Below are 16,059 nucleotides of genomic sequence, written 5' to 3' on the forward strand. Positions count from 1 at the left end.
CGGGATTGTGGATTCCGGTCAGGAACTGACCTATTTTGGTTCTACGGTTCCACCATGACTCGCGAACACGAAGACCTGCTCGAGCTCCTCGCCGAAGTCCGGAAGCGCCTGCTGATCCCGGTCCGGGACATTTCGGACGCCGAAGCGGCCAAGCGCACGACGGTCAGCGAGCTGACCCTGGGTGGCCTGATCCGCCACCTCGCCACGGGCGAACGCCTGTGGCTGCGGATCCTGCGCACCGGCGACGGCTCCCTGCCGGAGGGGATGCTGGACACGGCGCAGTACTCGATGAGCGAGACGCTCTCGCACTGGCTGTCGGCCTACTCGATGGCCGCGGCCGAGACCGACGAGTACGTCGCTTCCCTGCCCTCACTGGACGTTTCGGTCCGGCTGCCGACGACGCCGTGGTCACCCCCGGAGCCCCGGTTCTGGTCGGCCCGCCGGATCGTGCTGCACCTGATCCACGAGACGGCCCAGCACGCGGGCCACGCGGACCTCATCCGGGAGTCGTTGGACGGGGCCAACTCCACGGCCCAGCTGGCTTAGCGGTCCGAGCGCAGCGAGGCCGGGTCGAAGGACGCCCAGTAGTCGTCCTCGTCCTCGACGCTCACCGGCGAGGGCGCAGGCGAAGGCGCCTCGCCCAGGCGCTCGGCCCGCTGCCGCTGGAACTCCTCCACCGTCATGCCCGGGTCGTCGTCCTCGGCGCGGGCCGGGGCCGGCAGGCCCGTCATCTGCTCGATCATGGCCGTCATGTCTTCGCCCAGCAGCAGGGCGACCTTGTTGTAGCCGTCCTGCGTCGCCTCGCGCATGGCCGCCTGGGCGATCTCCACCACCAGCGGGCCCAGGCGGTCGCCGAGGTTGACCGCCGACGGCGCCAGCCACAGCCGCAGCAGCTTGCCGCGGGCGTCGACCGTCGCCTCCACCTGGCCGTCGATGTCGTGCGCCGTACCGGAAGCCGACGCGAGGAGCTCCTCGACGCGGGCCATCGCCTCTTCGCGGGCTCGCGCTTCGGCGATCAGCTGGCGGGTCGTGACCACCGCGCTCACCTTCCGTACGAGTAGGTGTCGGCGTCCGGGTCGTCGTCCGGAATCGGTTCGTAGCCCAGGGTTTCCAGCTGCCCGGGCTCGAGCACCGGCGCCAGCGCGTGGTACATCCGGTCGCCCGCGCGGCGGGTCGCGCGCTGCGCCAGCTCGAGGATCTGGTCGGCGACCACGGACGACCCGTGCCGCAACGCCGAGCGGTGGATCGTCACGCTCGTGAGCAACCCGCCCGGCGCCACCTGCACCTCGATGGCGTCGTCGGCGGACGACGCCTTGCCCACCACCGGGCCCGAACGGGCGAAGCGCGCGCCTGCCTCCGCGCCCGCGCGATCCGCCTGCTCGGCGATCCGCGCCGCGGCCAGCTCCATGTCGAGTTCAACCATGTTCTATCCCGTCGGGCGGTAGAAGCCGATGAACGACTGACCCGCGTTCGTGGTGCGGATCTTGCTGATCTGCACCGGGTCACCGGCTTCGATCATCTGGCCGTCGCCGATCACCATGGCCACGTGCCCGGACCAGACGACCAGGTCGCCGGGCAGCAGCTGGTCGATCGAAGGCACCTCGGCGCCGACCGTCTGCTGGGCCGCCGTCCGCGGCAGCTGCAGGCCGGCGTCCTGGTAGGACGTCATGGTCAGGCCGCTGCAGTCGAGGCCCTGGCCGCGTGCCGTCCCGCCCCAGACGTACGGCACGCCGAGCTGCGAAAGCGCGTTGCGCACGGCCTTGGCCGCGGTCTCGTTCGGCGCCATGACCTGCTTGCCGCCGGGCAGGTTGATCGCGACGCCCGAGCCGGGCTGCGGCGGGATCGCGACCGGCAGCCGCGGCTTGTGCACGGTGCCGCCGCCCCCGCCACCGCCGCCGCCTCCCCCGCCGGAGCCGCCTCCCGAGCCGCCGCCGGAGTGCCCGCTGTTGCTGTTGAACGACGATGGCACGTTCGTCGTGGCGGACGCGCTGCTCGCGGACGTCGACTGCTCGCCGCCGCCGAGGCGGGTGCCGATGTCGGTGAGCTGGTTGATCGTCTGCTCGGTGAAGGTCGCGGCCTGGCCGGTGAGCTGGCTGATCTTCGCCTGCAGCTTCATCAGGACGTCGCGCGACGCGGCGGCGCGGCTCTCCGGCGGCTGGATCGACTTGACCGCCGCCAGCGCCTTCATCGACGCCGAGATCTCCTTGATGATCCGGTCGCGCACCTGGTCGTTCTTGATCTCGCCGACGTGCAGGGTCTCGGCCGCTTCGGCGACGGCCTTTTCGATTTCGGCGCTCTCGTCGAGGAGGTCCTGGACCTCCTTCTCGAGGCTCTGCGACGTCGCGGTGGCACGGTCGGTCGTCGAACCCGAGCTGGCGGAGGCCAGGTTCACGCGCTGGTCGGCGGCGTGGTCGCGGGTGCGGCCCACGGACGTCCGCAGCGCGACGTGCGCGTCCCGCGCCCCGCTGATGGCGGCCGGGTCGTGGCGGAGCTTCTGCGCGAACTGGTTCGTGGTGTCCAGGCCGTGCCGGACGAGCAGGTCGGCGTGCTCGGTCACGCGAGGTCCTGCCCGAGCCTGCGGACGACGTCGCCGTGCTCGGCCTCGACGGCCGAGTAGTTGCGGTCGGTCTGCCGGGCGGCTTCGCCGACCTGCCGCCAGCCGCCGCCGACGCGGTGCATCTTCTCCTGCAGCGCGCGCATCCGGCCGCTGTAGGCGCCGGAGAAGCCGGACTCGCCGCCCACCTCGGAGAAGCCGTGGCCGCCGAGCGTCACGTGCGGGCCGACGTGCTGGTCGGCCGCGCTCTTGACGTCTTCGCCGAGCGGGTCGACCTCGCGCGCATACCGCGCGTACGCGCCGTCATCGACGTGAAACCCCTGCTGCGAACCGTCCACTGGCCCTCCCTGTCACCGGAGGTGGGACGTCCCCACGTCACCCCCGGTTCCCCTGCTCAGGGACTCAGCCTAGTCCACGGTCCGTGCCCGGGTGGGCGAATTGCCGGACTCAGCCGGTGACCTTCGCGAGCCAGCCCGGGTCCTGCCAGTTGACGATCGCGCCGTTCGACGTCACGGTCGGCGTGCCGAACCCGCTCTGCCCGTTGCCGAAGTCCTGCGCCAGCTTCGGGTCCTTCTCGATCTGCTGGAAGGCCGCGTTGACCTGCTCGTCGTACGTGCCGGCGTTGACCGTCTGGGCGAACTTCGGGTCGGTGATCCCGACGTTCTTGCCGAGCTCGATCAGCTGCGCCTTGTCGTAGCCGCGCTTGCCCTCCTCGGGCTGGTTCGCGAACAGCGCGTCGTGGAACTGGAGGAACTTGCCGGCGTCGGCCGCCGCGAGCGCCGCGTTCGCCGAGTCGAGGGAGTAGCCCGGCGGGTCCGACCGCTCGTTGAGCAGCGGCACCATGTGGTAGCGCACCTGCAGCTTGCCGTCGTTGATCGCCTGCTCGACGTCGGTCTTGTAGGTCTTCTCGAACTGGCCGCAGATCGGGCAGAGGAAGTCGGCGTAGACGTCGATCGAGGCCTTCGCGCCCGGCTTGCCGACGGTGACGACGACGCCGTCGCGCTTCTGCGTGACGTCCGAGGTCAGCGAGCTCGTGGGCGCGCCGGGGTTGATCACCTGGCCCTCGGTCTTGTTCTTGTCCGCGATCGTCCAGATCACGCCGCCGGCGATCAGCAGGACCACGACGAACGTGGCCACGGCCCAGACGATCCACTTCCGCTTTTCGGCGGCGACGGCCCGGGCGTCGGCCACCACTTTCACTCCGCCGGCCTGCGAGGCCTGCCGGCGCTTCCGAGCGGTCCGCTGTGCTCCACCCACTGTGTATCAGTTCCCTTCCGCGATACCCGAGTAGTCGTGCCCGGGCTCGGTGGAGTTCCCGCGACCCCGCGCCAGCCAGCCGTCGAGCGACAGCCAGGTGCGCGGCCGCGCCAGCAGCCAGACGGCCAGCAGCGCGAAACCGGAGTCGCGGAGGATCTCCTGCGGGTACTCGGTCTGTCCCGCCGCCACCTGCCCGCCGCCGCCGAAGCACCCGCAGTCGATGCTCAGCCCGCGCGCCCACGACTGGGCGATCCCGGCGACGAGCAAGACGAGCAGCACCAGCGCGGCGCCCGCGACCCACCGGGTCACCAGGCCCGCGAGCAGGAACAGACCGAGCGCGAGTTCGACGAGCGGCAGCGCGATGGCCACCACGTTGGCGAGTGCGTCCGGGAGCACGTCATAAGCCTTGACGGCGATCAACGTCTGCCCGGGATCCGCCAGTTTCAGCGCACCGGAAACGAGCCAGACGGCCGCCAGCCCGATCCGGGCGAGCGTGCCGACGGCGTCCAGTACGGGTTGGGACGGTCGCACCACGCACTTAGGCTAACGGGAGGACCTGAGAACCACGTGAGGGCACGGCAGCGGCGGAGGGAGCGGCTGGATGCGGTTTCGCGCGCTCCTCGCTTCGGCGTTGCTGCTGGTCACGGCGTCGGCGTGCGGACCGGGGAAGGTCTCGCCGACCGACTCGCTGGTGACCCGGGCCAGTGCCACGGATCACCTGACCATCGGCATCCGGTTCGACGCGCCGGGGCTGTCCGAGCACACCGTCGACGGCCGGTTCGTGGGTTTCGACGTCGACGTCGCGACTTTCGTCGCATCGGAACTGGGCGTCGCCGCGAAGGACATCACGTGGCGTGAGACGACGTCGGCGACGCGCGAAACGGACCTCACCTCCGGCGCGGTCGACCTGGTCGTCGCGACGTACTCGATCACCGACAAGCGCAAGCAGCTGGTGTCGTTCGCCGGGCCGTACTTCACGACCGGGCAGGACCTGCTGGTGCGGCGCACGTCACCGGACATCACGGGCCCGGAGACGCTCAACGGGCGGCGGCTGTGCTCGGTCACCGGCTCGACGCCGGCGCAGCAGGTGAAGGACAAGTTCGCCCAGGCCGTGCAGCTGGTCGAGTACCCGCGCTACCCGGACTGCGTGACGGCGTTGCTCGCCGGCCAGATCGACGCCGTGACCACCGATGGGGTGATTCTCGCCGGGTACGTCGCGCGGGACCCGGAGCTGCTGAAGGTCGTCGGGAAGCCGTTCTCGAAGGAGAACTACGGCGTCGGCCTGCGCAAGGGCGACACCCAGGGCGTCAACGCGGTCGACGACGCGATCCGGAAGATGATCTCGTCCGGGGAATGGCTGCGCTCGCTCAACGCGAACATCGGGCCGTCCGGTTACCAGCTGCCCGCGCCGCCCGAGGTCACCGAGAAGTGAAGCTGCCCGACCTGCCCGTCCGAGCCGTCCTGCCGGACCTCCTTTCGGCGCTGGACGCGCACGGCACCGCGGTGCTCGTCGCACCGCCCGGGACGGGGAAGACGACGCTGGTGCCGCTCGCGCTGGCTGCCGGAACGGGCCGCGTGGTCGTCGCCGAGCCGCGCCGGCTGGCCGCCCGGGCCGCGGCGGCGCGGATGGCCGCGATCCTGGGCGAACCGGTCGGCGAAACGGTCGGTTACGCCGTGCGCGGCGACCGGAAGGTGTCTTCGCGGACGCGCATCGAGGTCGTGACGTCGGGGCTGCTGGTGCGGCGCGTGCAGGGCGATCCCGAGCTGCCCGGCGTGTCGACGGTCCTGCTCGACGAGTGCCACGAGCGCCACCTGGACGCGGACCTGCTGCTGGCGTTGCTCCTGGACGTCCGCGCGGGGCTGCGCGACGACCTGCGGCTCTTGGCGACGTCGGCGACGGTCGCCGCGGGCCGCCTGGCCACGCTGCTGGGGGACGCCCCGGTGATCACGGCCACGGCGCCGACGTATCCGGTCGCGTTTTCCTACGTCCCGCCCGCGCGCGGTGAGCGCATCGAGGCCTGTGTGGCGCGAGCCGTGCGGACCGCGCTGTCCGCAGGGGACGGTGACGTGCTCGCCTTCCTCCCCGGCGCGGGTGAGATCGCGCGGACGTCTGCGCTGCTGCGGATGTCCGATGTGGACGTCCTGCCGCTGCACGGGCGGCTCTCGGCGGCGCACCAGGACGACGCCATGCGGCCACGCGACAAGCGTCGGGTCGTGCTGGCGACGGCGGTCGCGGAGTCGAGCCTGACCGTGCCGGGCGTGCGCGCGGTCGTCGACTCCGGGCTGGCGCGCGTCCCGCGGGTCGACCACCGGCGCGGGCTGCCCGGCCTGGCGACCGTGCGTGTCTCGGCGGCGGTCGCGACGCAGCGGTCCGGTCGCGCGGGCCGTGAAGGGCCGGGGCGGGCGTATCGCTGCTGGGCGGAGAACGAGCAGTCACTGCTCCCCGCTTACCCCGAGCCGGAGATCCGCACGGCCGAGCTGGCCCGGCTGGCGTTGGAGCTGGCGTGCTGGTCGACGCCCGACGGGAGCGGGCTGGCCTGGTGGGACCCGCCGGGCGAGGGCGCGCTGGCGGCGGGCCGCGCGCTGCTGGCCACGCTGGGCGCGACCGCCGACGGCGTGGTCACCGGACGCGGGCGCCGGATGGCGGAGCTGGGGCTGCACCCGCGGCTGGCCCGCGCGCTGCTGGACGGCGCCTCGGAGGTCGGCGCCCGCAACGCGGCCGAAGTCGTGGCGCTGCTGGACGCCGGCGCCACGCTGACGGACGTCGACGCCGAACTGCGCCGCCTGCGGTCCGCGTCCGACGAGCCGGCGCGCCGCTGGAAGCGCGAAGCCCAGCGGCTTTCGAAGCTCGTCACCGGCGAGGGGAAACCGGATGCGGCGCTGGTCGTCGGGCTCGCGCACCCCGAGCGGCTCGCGCGGCGACGTCCCGGCGGCGCGCCCGTCTACCTCATGGCCGGCGGCACCGCGGCCGAACTCCCGCCCGGCAGCGGGCTCGACGCCGAGTGGCTGGCCGTCGCCGAAGCGACCCGGGACCCCGGCCGCGTGCACGGGACCATCCGGCTCGCGGCGGCCGCCGACGAAAAACTCGCCGTCCGCGTCGCCGGGGTGTCCGAAGTGGACGAAGTGACCTGGGACGGCGACGTCGTCGCCCGGCGCGTCCGGAAGGTCGGCGCGATCACGCTGTCGTCGAAGCCGTTGCAGCACGCCGACGTCCACGACGCCCTCGTGACCGGGCTCCGCGAGACCGGCCTCGGCCTGCTGAAGTGGAGCCAGGACGCGACGCGGCTGCGTGAGCGGATGGCGTTCCTGCACCGCGTCGTCGGCGAGCCGTGGCCCGCGGTCGACGACGCCACCCTGCTGTCCGATGTGGACAGCTGGCTCGACCTCTCCGGCGCCCGGCGCAAGGCGGATCTCGCGAACATCGACGCGGGCACGGCGTTGAAGGCCCTCCTCCCCTGGCCGGAAGCGGCGAAGCTGGACGACCTGGCCCCGGACCGTCTCGAGGTGCCGTCGGGGTCGCACATCCGCGTCGACTACCGCGGTGACCAGCCGGTGCTCGCCGTGAAACTCCAGGAGACCTTCGGCTGGACCGCGACGCCCACGCTCGCCGGCGTCCCGGTGGTGCTGCACCTGCTCTCCCCCGCCGGCCGCCCGGCCGCGATCACCGCCGACCTCGAGTCGTTCTGGACCAGCGGCTACCCCGCGGTGCGCGCCGACCTGCGCGGCCGGTACCCGAAGCACCCCTGGCCGGAGGACCCCGCCACGGCCGTCCCGACCCGGCACGCCCGGCGGCGGACCTGACGAAAGTCGGGGGCGGTCCGCGACCGTCGTCCGATGCCCCGGGCCGGCCGGGAACCGCAGACTTCGACCCATGATCACACTCAGGGGATTGACCAAGCGCTACGGGGAAAAGACCGTGGTCGACGCGCTCACGTGCGACGTCGGGGCGGGTCAGGTGACCGGGTTCCTCGGGCCGAACGGGGCCGGGAAGTCGACGACCATGCGGATGACCGTCGGGCTCGACCACCCGCAGGAGGGCGAAGTCCTGGTCGGCGGGAAGCGGTACGCCGAACTGCGGCACCCGCTGCGCGAAGTCGGCGCGCTGCTCGACGCCAAGGCCCTGCACCCGGGCCGCAGCGCCGGGAAGCACCTCACGGCGATGGCGCGCAGCAACGGGATCGCGACCAGCCGCGTCGAAGAAGTCCTGGCCACCGTGGGACTTTCGGACGTCGCGGGCAAGCGGGCCGGGCAGTTCTCGCTCGGCATGGGCCAGCGGCTCGGCATCGCGGGCGCGCTGCTCGGCGACCCGGGCGTGCTGATGTTCGACGAGCCGGTCAACGGCCTCGACCCGGACGGCGTCCGCTGGGTCCGCCAGCTGATGCGCTCGCTGGCGGCCGAAGGGCGCACGGTGTTCGTCTCCAGCCACCTGATGAGCGAGATGCAGCTGACGGCCGACCACCTGATCGTCATCGGCAAGGGCAAGCTGCTGGCCGACGCGCCGGTCGCCGAGTTCATCGCGGGCAACTCCCGCACGACGGTCTCGGTGCGCGTCCCGGCCCCGGCCGAGCTCGCCGCGTTGGATACCCGGCTGCGAGCCGAAGGCGCGTTGACGCACCCCGGCGAGCCCGACGAGCTGGTGGTGGACGGCCTCGACGTCACGCGCGTCGGCGATCTGGTGCACGAGCTGGGGATCCGCGTGCACGGGCTGGCCGAGCGGACGGCGTCGCTCGAGCAGGCGTACCTGGAACTGACCGCTTCTTCGGTGGAGTACGGGGTGTCGGCATGACGGTGCTGCACGGCCGCGCGGTGGCGTCGGAGTGGACGAAGTTCTGGTCGGTCCGGGCGACGTGGTGGTCGCTGGTCGCGGGCGCGGCGCTGATGCTGGGCTACAGCACGCTGTCCGGCATCGCCCAGCGCGTGGGCGACGACCCGCAGGCGGCGAACACGATCGCCCTGGGCGGCGGCTTCTACCTGGCCCAGTTCGCGGTGATCGCCCTCGCGACGCTGTTCGTGACGAGCGAATACGCGGGCGGCGGCATCCGCTCGACGCTGCTGTGGACACCGGTCCGCTCCCGGGTGGTCCTCGCGAAGGCCGCGGTGCTGGTGCCGGTGCTGTTCGTCGCGGGCGTGGCGTTGTCGTGCGCCGCAACGGCCTTGGCCGGCGCGGTGAAGGACGGCCACGGCCTGCCGACGAGCACCGCGGCGGCCGTCACGACGGCGATCGGGATGGGCGGCTACTTCGCGCTGCTGGGGGTGTTGTGCACGGGCGTCGGCTGGGCGCTGCGCAGCGCGGCGGGGACGCTGGTGACGGTGATCGTGCTGCTGGTGCCGCTGCCGCTGATCGTCGGGTCGCTGGGGCTGACGGAGCTGGTGCCGTACTTCCCGGGCATCGCGGGGCTGAACGCGATGGTGGAGCCGGGACACCCCAATCCGGTGACGCAGTCGGTGGCGCCGTACGCGCCTGGGGTGGGATTGCTGATCTGCGCGGCCTGGGCCGCGGCGGCGCTGCTGGTGGGCACGGCGGTGCTGCGCCGCCGGGACGCCTGAGCCGAGGCCCAAAAAAAAAGGGGGGACCCGTCGTCAGACGGGTCCCCCCTCATTGGCCAACGAAAGAGGCCAACAAAAGGAGCCGGCGCACGTGCGATCAGCAATGCCACCGTCGAAGACGGCGCCATATCGATCCACTGCGCATGGCAACTCCTTTTGTTGGAACGAAGCCGACCTAGCCGACCTCCACTACCTATAATCCTCATCGGCGTGCATGGAGTCAAGTCAGAGAGCGAGCGTTCTTGTGTCGACTGCCGAACTGGTCCTCTCCGGTGTCACAACGCTCATCGGCGGACTGATCGGCCTGGGGATCTCGTACTACTTCTTCCGCGTCGGCGGCGCCGCGAGACTCAAGGTCGCCATCGGGCTCGATGAGGTCGCTCGCATCGACCCCGCCACCATCGGCGTACAGGTGAAGATGAAAATCGGCACCACCGAAATCTCCAATCTCCTGGTTCTTGAGGTCACCGTGCAGAACCGCGGAGCCAAAGATCTGGTGGTCGACGGGGCGGACGACGCCTCGAAGCACGAGCTACGCCCCCGCATCGAGTTACCCGAAGGCTTCCGCGCGCTCGCCGACCCGTGGAACCCGGACGGCGCCAGGCCGAACGCCGACGTCCGGCTCGCGCGGCAGCTCCGCGATTCCCGCCAGGTCTTCTACGTGCACATTCATCGCCTGGCTCGCGGAGCCACGGTCCGAGCGCGAATAGTGTGCACGCAGAAAGGTGAGCAAAATTCTGGACAAATCCTGGACAGCTCGTTGCGCTTCAGCCCCGGCTTCCTCCCCGACGTCGACGTCAAGCCGTTCGGTTTGCTGGAAAAAGCGCGCCGGTGAGAAATTTCCACACGCTCCCAGTGAACTTGAAGCTCTCGGCGGTCAGGCCACGCCGATGCCGGCCAGCAGCTCCCGGGCGCTGTCGACCAGCTCCTCGAAGGTCGGCGGTGTGAGGGAGCCCGTCCCGGCCAGGGAGTCGAAGATCGTCCCCTCCAGCCAGTTCACCACCACCGTCGCGTGCCGGTGGGGGGCCGACGAGCCCGCCGCCGTCAGGGCCGCCACCGCCAGGCGGCGGATCAGCAGGCCGCCCTCGTCGTACACCGCGCGCAGCTCGGGGCGGCGGGTGGCCTCCAGGGCGAACTCGTACCGGGCCAGCATCCGGGTCCGGCCGGTCGTGATCGCCTCGTACGCGAAGCCCGCGATCGACTCTGCCAGCCCGCCCGACGGCGGCACGACCTGGTCCAGCGCGACCATCCGCGCCATCGTCAGCTCCAGCAGGGCCGCGCGCGTGCGTGCGTAGTACGACGTCGAGCCCGCCGGGAGGCCGGCGGCCCGGTCGACTGCCCGGTGCGTCAGCCCGCGCATGCCCTCCGCGGCGATCACTTCGATCGCCGCGTCGCCGATGACGTCCACGCGGTCCACCCCGGCACTCTACAGGTGTAGAGTCCTCTACAGATGTAGAGGAGGAGTCATGCGCGCAGTCGTCGTCGGCGGGGGCATCGGCGGCCTGGGGGCCGCGATCGGGCTGCACCGGGCCGGCTGGACCGTCACCGTCCTCGAACAGGCACCCGGGTTCGGCGACGTCGGCGCCGGGATCTCGCTCTGGCCGAACGCCCTGCGCTGCCTGGACGAGCTGGGCGTCGACCTCGGCGAGCACCTCGCCGAGCAGGACCAGGGCGGGCTGCGCGACCGCCACGGCCGGTGGGTCGCCCGCTGGGACGCCAATGGCTTCCGGCGCTTCCACGGGCGTCCGCTCGCCGCGATCCACCGGGCCGACCTCATCGCCGGTCTCCGCGACGCACTGCCCGCCGAGTGCCTGCGCACCGGCACGCGCGTCACCGAAGTGACCGAAGAGGGCTTGGTCCGCTTCGCCGGCGGGGAAATCCAGGCCGACCTCGTGGTCGCCGCCGACGGCATCCGCAGCCCGATCCGGCACGCGCTCTTCCCCGGCCACCCGGGCCCGGTCTACTGCGGCAGCACGGCGTTCCGCGGCGTCACCCGGCACCCGGGCACCGGGCTGAGCACGACCTTCGCGCCCGGCACCGAAATCGGCGTGCTCCCGCTGACCGGCGGCGACGTCTACTGGTGGGTCTCCTACGTCACCGAGCCCGACGCCCGCCCGGCCGACCTCAAGGCGTACCTGAAGGGGCACTTCGGCGACTGGCACGACCCGATCCCGGCGCTCATCGGCGAAACGCCACCGGAAGCCGTGCTCTACCACGACCTCTACCACCTGGCGACGCCGCTGGACACGTACGTCCGCGGCCGCGTCGCGCTTCTCGGCGACGCCGCGCACGCCATGCCGCCGTTCCTCGGCCAGGGCGGCTGCCAGGCTCTCGAAGACGCCGTCGTGCTCGCGCACGCCATGTCCACAATGGACATCGACGGCGCACTCGCCGCCTACGACGCCGAACGCCGGCCACGCAGCCAGAAGGTCGCGCGCGCCTCGGTCCGCGCCGGCAAAGCCGGGCCGCAGCTGACCAGCCCGCTCCTGACGGCGCTGCGCATGAACCTGCTGCGGCTCGTCCCGACGAAGGTGACGGCCCGCGCCGGCGCGTCGGTCAGCGGCTGGCGTCCGCCGCGTCTCCCCCGGCCAGCCCCGCCTCGTACGCCGTGATCGCGGCCTGCACCCGGTTCTTCGCGCCGAGCCGGGTCAGGATCGTGCTCACGTGCGCCTTCACCGTGCCCTCGACGACGAACATCTTCGCCGCGATGTCCGCATTGGACAGTCCGGCCCCGAGCAGCGTCAGCACTTCGCGCTCGCGCGGCGTCAAGAGGCCGACTTTCGCGCGGGCCGCGGCGGCCCGGGTGAGCCGGCCGCCCGACAGCCGCGCGATCACCCGCTGCGCCACCTTGGGCGAGAGGAACGCGGCCCCGTCGGCGACGGCGTGGATGCCCGCCAGCAGCTCACGCGGGTCGCCCGACTTCAACAGGAACCCGCCCGCGCCGAGACCCAGCGCGCGTTCGATGTACTCGTCCTCGCCGAACGTCGTCAGCATGATGATGCCGGCCGACGGCAGCAGCTTCCGGATCTCCGCCGCCGCGCCCAGGCCGTCCAGCACGGGCATCCGGATGTCCAGCAGCACGACGTCCGGGTGCGTCGCGAGCGCTTGCGCGACGGCCTCGCGCCCGTTCGCGGCCTCGGCGACGACCTCGATCTCCGCGTCCGCGCCGAGGATCGCCACCACCCCCGCCCGCATCATCGCCTCGTCGTCGGCGAGCACGACCCTGATCACGATCCTCCCTCGCTGAACCAGTCCTTCGAAACCAGCTTGCCGTCGGCGAAACACAGCCGGTAGGCGGCGTAGTCGTCGTCGAGCCACGACCGTCCGGCGCCGTAGTACTCGCACACGGCACCGGCCGGCGGGGGTGGTTCTCCGCGCGTCGGCCGGGCGCCGCGCTGGCGTTCCGGCAGCGTCAGCTCGGCCCGCGACTGCCCGATCCGCATCCGCTCGTAGGTCGAGCCGGGCAGTTCGGAAGTGGTCCACTGGTAGAGGAACGCGATCCCGCCGATCGCGAGGACCAGCCCGAACAACGCCAGCGGGACGACCACCGCCGGCACCAGGCTGCGCCGCACGTCGCGACGGGCCAGCTCCAGCGCCCGGGCGGACGTCGTGTCGCCGGCCGTTTCGGACGTCTCTTCGACCGGTGACGCGTCGTGCGGCAGCGTCGCGGTGACGGCGAAACCGCCCTCGTGCGGCGAAGCCCGCAGCGTCCCGCCGACCAGCCGGACGCGTTCGCGCAGGCCGATCAGCCCGACCCGCCCGGACGCGGCGCCCGGCAACGGCCCGGCGGGCGGCCGCGCGTTCACGACGCGCACCGACGTCTCCGAGCCGGTGCTCGTCACGCGCACGGTCACGGCCGCGCCCGGCGCGTGCTTCGCCACGTTCGTCAGGGCTTCCTGCACCACGCGGTAGGCCGCGCGGGCCACCATCGGCGGCGCCGACGAAGAGTCCACTGTGGATTCGATGAGCAGGCCGGACGCGCGGGCCCGCTCGATCAGCTCGCCGAGGTCGCCCTGCACCGGCTCGACCGGCGCGGCGTCCTCGCGGAGCACGCCGATGATCTCGCGCAGCCGTTCGGTCGCGGCCGCGGCGCCGGCCCGCAGCTGGGCGGCCGCGTCGCGCTGGGTGTCGTCGAGCCCGCCCGCCACCTCCAGAGCGGCCGCGCGGACCGCGATGAGGCTGAGCTCGTGGCCCAGCGAGTCGTGCATGTCGCCGGCGATCCGCGCGCGCTCGCGCAGCCGGGCCTGGCTCGCGACCAGCTGCTGCCGGCTCTCCATCTCCTCGGCCCGCCGCCAGCCCGTGCGGGCCAGCTCGCCGCGCAGCCGGACGTACCGGCCGAGCAGCCACGGCGACACCCCGGCGAACACCAGGATCGCGACCATCGCCCCCCAGTCGCCCACACCGTCGGGCCCGACGAGCAGCGCCGGCGGCAGGCCGAGCACCACCACGGCCGCGCCGATCAGCAGGCCCGGGCGGGCCCGGTCCATCCGCAACGCGGCCTGGTAGCACATCGCCACCAGCACGAACACCACCCAGACGGGCACGCGGTCGCCGTACGGGAAGGGCACCGCGAGCGCGCCGGCCAGGGCGATGCCGAGCGAGACGACCGGGTACCGCCGGGCCGTCGCCACCGAACCGGCGACGACGGCGAGCCCGCCCGCGAGCTCCCACCACGACCGCGTGCCGACGGTGTCGGTGGCGACGATGAACGCCAGGAACAAGCCCAGGAGCACGTCGAGCGCCACGCGCCACCGGCGCTTCGTCACCTCCCGCACGGGTTCGAAGCTACAAGCAGGTCAGCGGGCCGGACCACTGCCGAAAGTCAAGGTTTCGACGAAGGCGAGCGTCTGCGGCCAGGACAGCTTGAACGCCTCGGCGTTGACCTCGGTGCCGTGCCGCGAGGCGTCGCTGAAGCCGTGCTCGGCGCCCGGGAAGTGCTGGGTGAACGTCGCGCCGCGCGGCCGGGACTGCAACGCCGTCTGCAGCCGGGCGAACGTCTCGTGCGAGACGACGGCGTCGGCCTCCGGGTAGGCGACGAGCACCGGCGCGGTGATGTCTGTCGACAAAGCGACCGCGTCGAGGTCGTGGTTCGGCGGCGCGGGCACGCGGATCGTCGGGTGGTAGGCGACGACGCCGGAAAGCCGCTGGTCACGGGCGGCGAGCAGGAGCGCGAAGCGGCCGCCGAGGCACCAGCCCACGACGCCGGCGGACGTGCAGCCGAGGTCGCCGAACAGGTGGTCGAGCAACGCCGTCTGCTCGGCCAAAGCCGCCTCGTCACGCAGGTCGCCGAGCTTCGCGCCGAGGTCCTCGCGGGAGGTGTTGTCGGTGCTCGCGCCGTGGAAGACGTCCCAGGTCAGCGCCGTGATCCCGCGGCCGGCCAGCTCGTCGGCCCAGGCCCGGACCTGCTCGCCGATCCCGGTGATCATCGGCAGGAGCAGCATCCCGCGTTCGGAGCCGCCGGCCGGGCGGGCCAGGTACGCGGAGAGTTCGCCGACACGGATCGTGGACGTCTCGATGCTCATGTCCGCATGATGCATGATGATCCACCATGGCCGAGCGCACACTCGCCGATCAGTTGGGCGGCACCCTCCCCGAAGGCATCGAGGCCCTCGAGGAGCACGAACGACAGGACCTCGCGAACGCGCTGCGCGACGCGCGCAGGCGGCAGGCGAAAGCGCTTGCGGAAGCGGGCGAAGAGGGCCTCCGGTACGTCCCCGCGTTGCTGCGCGGGGCGGTCCGCAAGGCGGTCGGGCTGTGACGAACTACGACGCCGAAGCCGAGATCCTCAAGCTCGCCCGCGTCCTCGACGTCGAGCCCGGGCGGCTCGGGTACCTGGCCCGCGTCGACGCCGGTGACCTGCAGGCCTTCCGCGAGCAGGTCACGGACACGCTCTTCGACGCCAACATCGCCGTGCTCCAGCGGATGGCCCTGGCCGCACGGCTGCTGCCCGGCGGGGTGCTCGCGAAGATCGCCGAGAAGGTCTTCGGGCCGCTGCTCTGCGCCCGGATCGCCGGGGTCGTCGACGTCGCGCGCGGTGTCGACGTCGCCAAGCGCCTGCACCCGCGGTTCCTCGCCGAGGTCGCGGCGGAGCTGGACCCGCGGCGCGCGAGCGCGATCATCTCGCGCATCCCCCTGGACACCGTCCTCGCGGTCGCGGCCGAGCTGGCCCGCAAGGAGGACTGGATCACCCTCGGCCGGTTCGTCGGGCACCTGCCGGACCCCACCGTGCGGCGCGCGCTGGAGGAGATCGACGACCCCGGCCTGCTGCGGATCGCGTTCGTGCTCGACGACAAGAGCCGCATCGACCACGTCGTCGGCCTGCTCCCGGCGCACCGGCTCGGCCGCGTGATCACGGCCGCCGGGGCCGACGAAGACCTCTGGACCCCGGCGCTCGACCTGCTGAACCACCTGGGCGAACCCCGCCGGGCCACCCTCGCGCCGCTGCTCGGCGGGCTGCCCGACGGGTTGCGCGAACGCGCTCAGGCGACGATCAAGTAGATCCCGTAGCCGACGATCGCCGCGCACAGGGCGAAGCAGATGACCGCGCCGGTCAGCGGGCCGGTGCCGGAGTCCCCGGACTCGCGGGCCGATTCGCGCTGGGAGAGCCCGACCACCCCGAAGGAGAACAGGCTCGCCAGCACGACGACCGAGCCGAGCGCGACGACGAAGACGAGACCGAGGGAACCCCAATCGATGTGCAC

Annotated in this window: 20 protein-coding genes; 9 read left to right on the forward strand and 11 right to left on the reverse strand. The window is 72.4% G+C overall.

Translation table 11 applies throughout. From position 1 onward, the window contains the following. The first annotated feature begins 54 nt into the window (after positions 1–54). Positions 55–546, forward strand: a complete 492-nt coding sequence (locus ACYVLJ_RS30865) for a DinB family protein (protein WP_460441310.1) — start codon at positions 55–57, stop codon at positions 544–546. Here the strand turns inward: ACYVLJ_RS30865 and ACYVLJ_RS30870 are convergent. The 6 genes from ACYVLJ_RS30870 to ACYVLJ_RS30895 form a co-directional block, all read right to left on the reverse strand. Continuing rightward, a complete protein-coding gene (locus tag ACYVLJ_RS30870) occupies positions 543–1,037 on the reverse strand; it encodes a YbaB/EbfC family nucleoid-associated protein (protein WP_460441311.1) in 495 nt (164 codons plus the stop codon). The two genes, ACYVLJ_RS30865 and ACYVLJ_RS30870, sit on opposite strands and share 4 nt — an antisense overlap. Positions 1,038–1,042: 5 nt before the next feature. Then, positions 1,043–1,423 (reverse strand): YbaB/EbfC family DNA-binding protein, encoded by a 381-nt coding sequence (locus ACYVLJ_RS30875; RefSeq protein WP_460441312.1) that lies wholly within the window; start codon positions 1,421–1,423, stop codon positions 1,043–1,045. 3 nt (positions 1,424–1,426) lie between these two features. Then, positions 1,427–2,557 carry a C40 family peptidase gene (locus ACYVLJ_RS30880; RefSeq protein ID WP_460441313.1) on the reverse strand — a complete coding sequence of 377 codons (1,131 nt, stop codon included), beginning with the start codon at positions 2,555–2,557 and terminating at the stop codon, positions 1,427–1,429. Further along, positions 2,554–2,892: a hypothetical protein gene (locus ACYVLJ_RS30885; RefSeq protein WP_451982115.1), complete on the reverse strand. Its 339-nt coding sequence runs from the start codon at positions 2,890–2,892 to the stop codon at positions 2,554–2,556. The genes ACYVLJ_RS30880 and ACYVLJ_RS30885 overlap by 4 nt, the downstream gene beginning before the upstream one ends. Before the next feature lie 109 nt (positions 2,893–3,001). Beyond that, positions 3,002–3,748: a DsbA family protein gene (locus ACYVLJ_RS30890; protein WP_460441314.1), complete on the reverse strand. Its 747-nt coding sequence runs from the start codon at positions 3,746–3,748 to the stop codon at positions 3,002–3,004. 69 nt (positions 3,749–3,817) lie between these two features. Further along, positions 3,818–4,345 (reverse strand): MauE/DoxX family redox-associated membrane protein, encoded by a 528-nt coding sequence (locus ACYVLJ_RS30895; RefSeq protein ID WP_460441315.1) that lies wholly within the window; start codon positions 4,343–4,345, stop codon positions 3,818–3,820. A gap of 67 nt (positions 4,346–4,412) precedes the next feature. Between ACYVLJ_RS30895 and ACYVLJ_RS30900 the strand changes: the two genes are divergently transcribed. The 5 genes from ACYVLJ_RS30900 to ACYVLJ_RS30920 all read left to right on the forward strand — a co-directional run bounded on the left by ACYVLJ_RS30900 (position 4,413) and on the right by ACYVLJ_RS30920 (position 10,193). Beyond that, positions 4,413–5,243, forward strand: a complete 831-nt coding sequence (locus ACYVLJ_RS30900; protein ID WP_460441316.1) for a glutamate ABC transporter substrate-binding protein — start codon at positions 4,413–4,415, stop codon at positions 5,241–5,243. After that, on the forward strand, positions 5,240–7,612 hold the full coding sequence (hrpB, locus tag ACYVLJ_RS30905) for an ATP-dependent RNA helicase (protein WP_460441317.1): 2,373 nt from the start codon (positions 5,240–5,242) through the stop codon (positions 7,610–7,612). Before ACYVLJ_RS30900 ends, hrpB begins: the two co-directional genes overlap by 4 nt. A gap of 70 nt (positions 7,613–7,682) precedes the next feature. Next, positions 7,683–8,597 (forward strand): P-loop NTPase family protein, encoded by a 915-nt coding sequence (locus ACYVLJ_RS30910; protein ID WP_460441318.1) that lies wholly within the window; start codon positions 7,683–7,685, stop codon positions 8,595–8,597. Continuing rightward, positions 8,594–9,358 carry an ABC transporter permease gene (locus ACYVLJ_RS30915; protein WP_451982133.1) on the forward strand — a complete coding sequence of 255 codons (765 nt, stop codon included), beginning with the start codon at positions 8,594–8,596 and terminating at the stop codon, positions 9,356–9,358. The genes ACYVLJ_RS30910 and ACYVLJ_RS30915 overlap by 4 nt, the downstream gene beginning before the upstream one ends. A 244-nt stretch (positions 9,359–9,602) precedes the next feature. Then, entirely contained in the window at positions 9,603–10,193 is a 591-nt protein-coding gene (locus ACYVLJ_RS30920; protein ID WP_460441319.1) for a hypothetical protein, read from the forward strand. Between the two features lie 42 nt (positions 10,194–10,235). Here ACYVLJ_RS30920 and ACYVLJ_RS30925 read toward each other — a convergent pair whose 3' ends face one another. Further along, a complete protein-coding gene (locus tag ACYVLJ_RS30925; RefSeq protein WP_460441462.1) occupies positions 10,236–10,718 on the reverse strand; it encodes a TetR/AcrR family transcriptional regulator in 483 nt (160 codons plus the stop codon). A gap of 106 nt (positions 10,719–10,824) precedes the next feature. Here ACYVLJ_RS30925 and ACYVLJ_RS30930 point away from each other — a divergent pair, with 106 nt between their 5' ends. Continuing rightward, complete coding sequence (locus tag ACYVLJ_RS30930) at positions 10,825–11,970, forward strand: flavin-dependent monooxygenase (protein ID WP_460441320.1); 1,146 nt, start codon at positions 10,825–10,827, stop codon at positions 11,968–11,970. Here the strand turns inward: ACYVLJ_RS30930 and ACYVLJ_RS30935 are convergent. From ACYVLJ_RS30935 to ACYVLJ_RS30945, 3 genes are read right to left on the reverse strand one after another with little or no spacing between them, the layout of a single operon-like run. Next, positions 11,915–12,589: a response regulator gene (locus ACYVLJ_RS30935; RefSeq protein ID WP_451982139.1), complete on the reverse strand. Its 675-nt coding sequence runs from the start codon at positions 12,587–12,589 to the stop codon at positions 11,915–11,917. The two genes, ACYVLJ_RS30930 and ACYVLJ_RS30935, sit on opposite strands and share 56 nt — an antisense overlap. Then, on the reverse strand, positions 12,586–14,133 hold the full coding sequence (locus ACYVLJ_RS30940) for a sensor histidine kinase (protein ID WP_460441321.1): 1,548 nt from the start codon (positions 14,131–14,133) through the stop codon (positions 12,586–12,588). Before ACYVLJ_RS30940 ends, ACYVLJ_RS30935 begins: the two co-directional genes overlap by 4 nt. 21 nt (positions 14,134–14,154) lie before the next feature. After that, positions 14,155–14,880, reverse strand: coding sequence for a dienelactone hydrolase family protein (locus tag ACYVLJ_RS30945; RefSeq protein WP_460441322.1), 726 nt, complete (start codon positions 14,878–14,880; stop codon positions 14,155–14,157). 26 nt (positions 14,881–14,906) lie between these two features. Between ACYVLJ_RS30945 and ACYVLJ_RS30950 the strand changes: the two genes are divergently transcribed. Further along, positions 14,907–15,116, forward strand: coding sequence for a hypothetical protein (locus ACYVLJ_RS30950; RefSeq protein ID WP_451982148.1), 210 nt, complete (start codon positions 14,907–14,909; stop codon positions 15,114–15,116). Next, on the forward strand, positions 15,113–15,856 hold the full coding sequence (locus ACYVLJ_RS30955) for a hypothetical protein (RefSeq protein WP_451982151.1): 744 nt from the start codon (positions 15,113–15,115) through the stop codon (positions 15,854–15,856). Before ACYVLJ_RS30950 ends, ACYVLJ_RS30955 begins: the two co-directional genes overlap by 4 nt. Here ACYVLJ_RS30955 and ACYVLJ_RS30960 read toward each other — a convergent pair. Beyond that, entirely contained in the window at positions 15,838–16,059 is a 222-nt protein-coding gene (locus ACYVLJ_RS30960) for a hypothetical protein (RefSeq protein WP_460441323.1), read from the reverse strand. The genes ACYVLJ_RS30955 and ACYVLJ_RS30960 overlap by 19 nt on opposite strands.

The sequence above is a fragment of the Amycolatopsis stemonae genome (assembly GCF_054781455.1).

Excerpts from the sequence above, each read along its gene's own strand:
- ACYVLJ_RS30900 (WP_460441316.1), top strand. The coding sequence starts at position 4,413 with ATGCGGTTTCGCGCGCTCCTCGCTTCGGCGTTGCTGCTGGTCACGGCG.
- ACYVLJ_RS30925 (WP_460441462.1), bottom strand. The coding sequence starts at position 10,718 with ATGCGCGGGCTGACGCACCGGGCAGTCGACCGGGCCGCCGGCCTCCCG.
- ACYVLJ_RS30910 (WP_460441318.1), top strand. The coding sequence starts at position 7,683 with ATGATCACACTCAGGGGATTGACCAAGCGCTACGGGGAAAAGACCGTG.
- ACYVLJ_RS30950 (WP_451982148.1), top strand. The coding sequence starts at position 14,907 with ATGGCCGAGCGCACACTCGCCGATCAGTTGGGCGGCACCCTCCCCGAA.
- ACYVLJ_RS30945 (WP_460441322.1), bottom strand. The coding sequence starts at position 14,880 with ATGAGCATCGAGACGTCCACGATCCGTGTCGGCGAACTCTCCGCGTAC.
- ACYVLJ_RS30865 (WP_460441310.1), top strand. The coding sequence starts at position 55 with ATGACTCGCGAACACGAAGACCTGCTCGAGCTCCTCGCCGAAGTCCGG.
- ACYVLJ_RS30915 (WP_451982133.1), top strand. The coding sequence starts at position 8,594 with ATGACGGTGCTGCACGGCCGCGCGGTGGCGTCGGAGTGGACGAAGTTC.
- ACYVLJ_RS30875 (WP_460441312.1), bottom strand. The coding sequence starts at position 1,423 with ATGGTTGAACTCGACATGGAGCTGGCCGCGGCGCGGATCGCCGAGCAG.
- ACYVLJ_RS30930 (WP_460441320.1), top strand. The coding sequence starts at position 10,825 with ATGCGCGCAGTCGTCGTCGGCGGGGGCATCGGCGGCCTGGGGGCCGCG.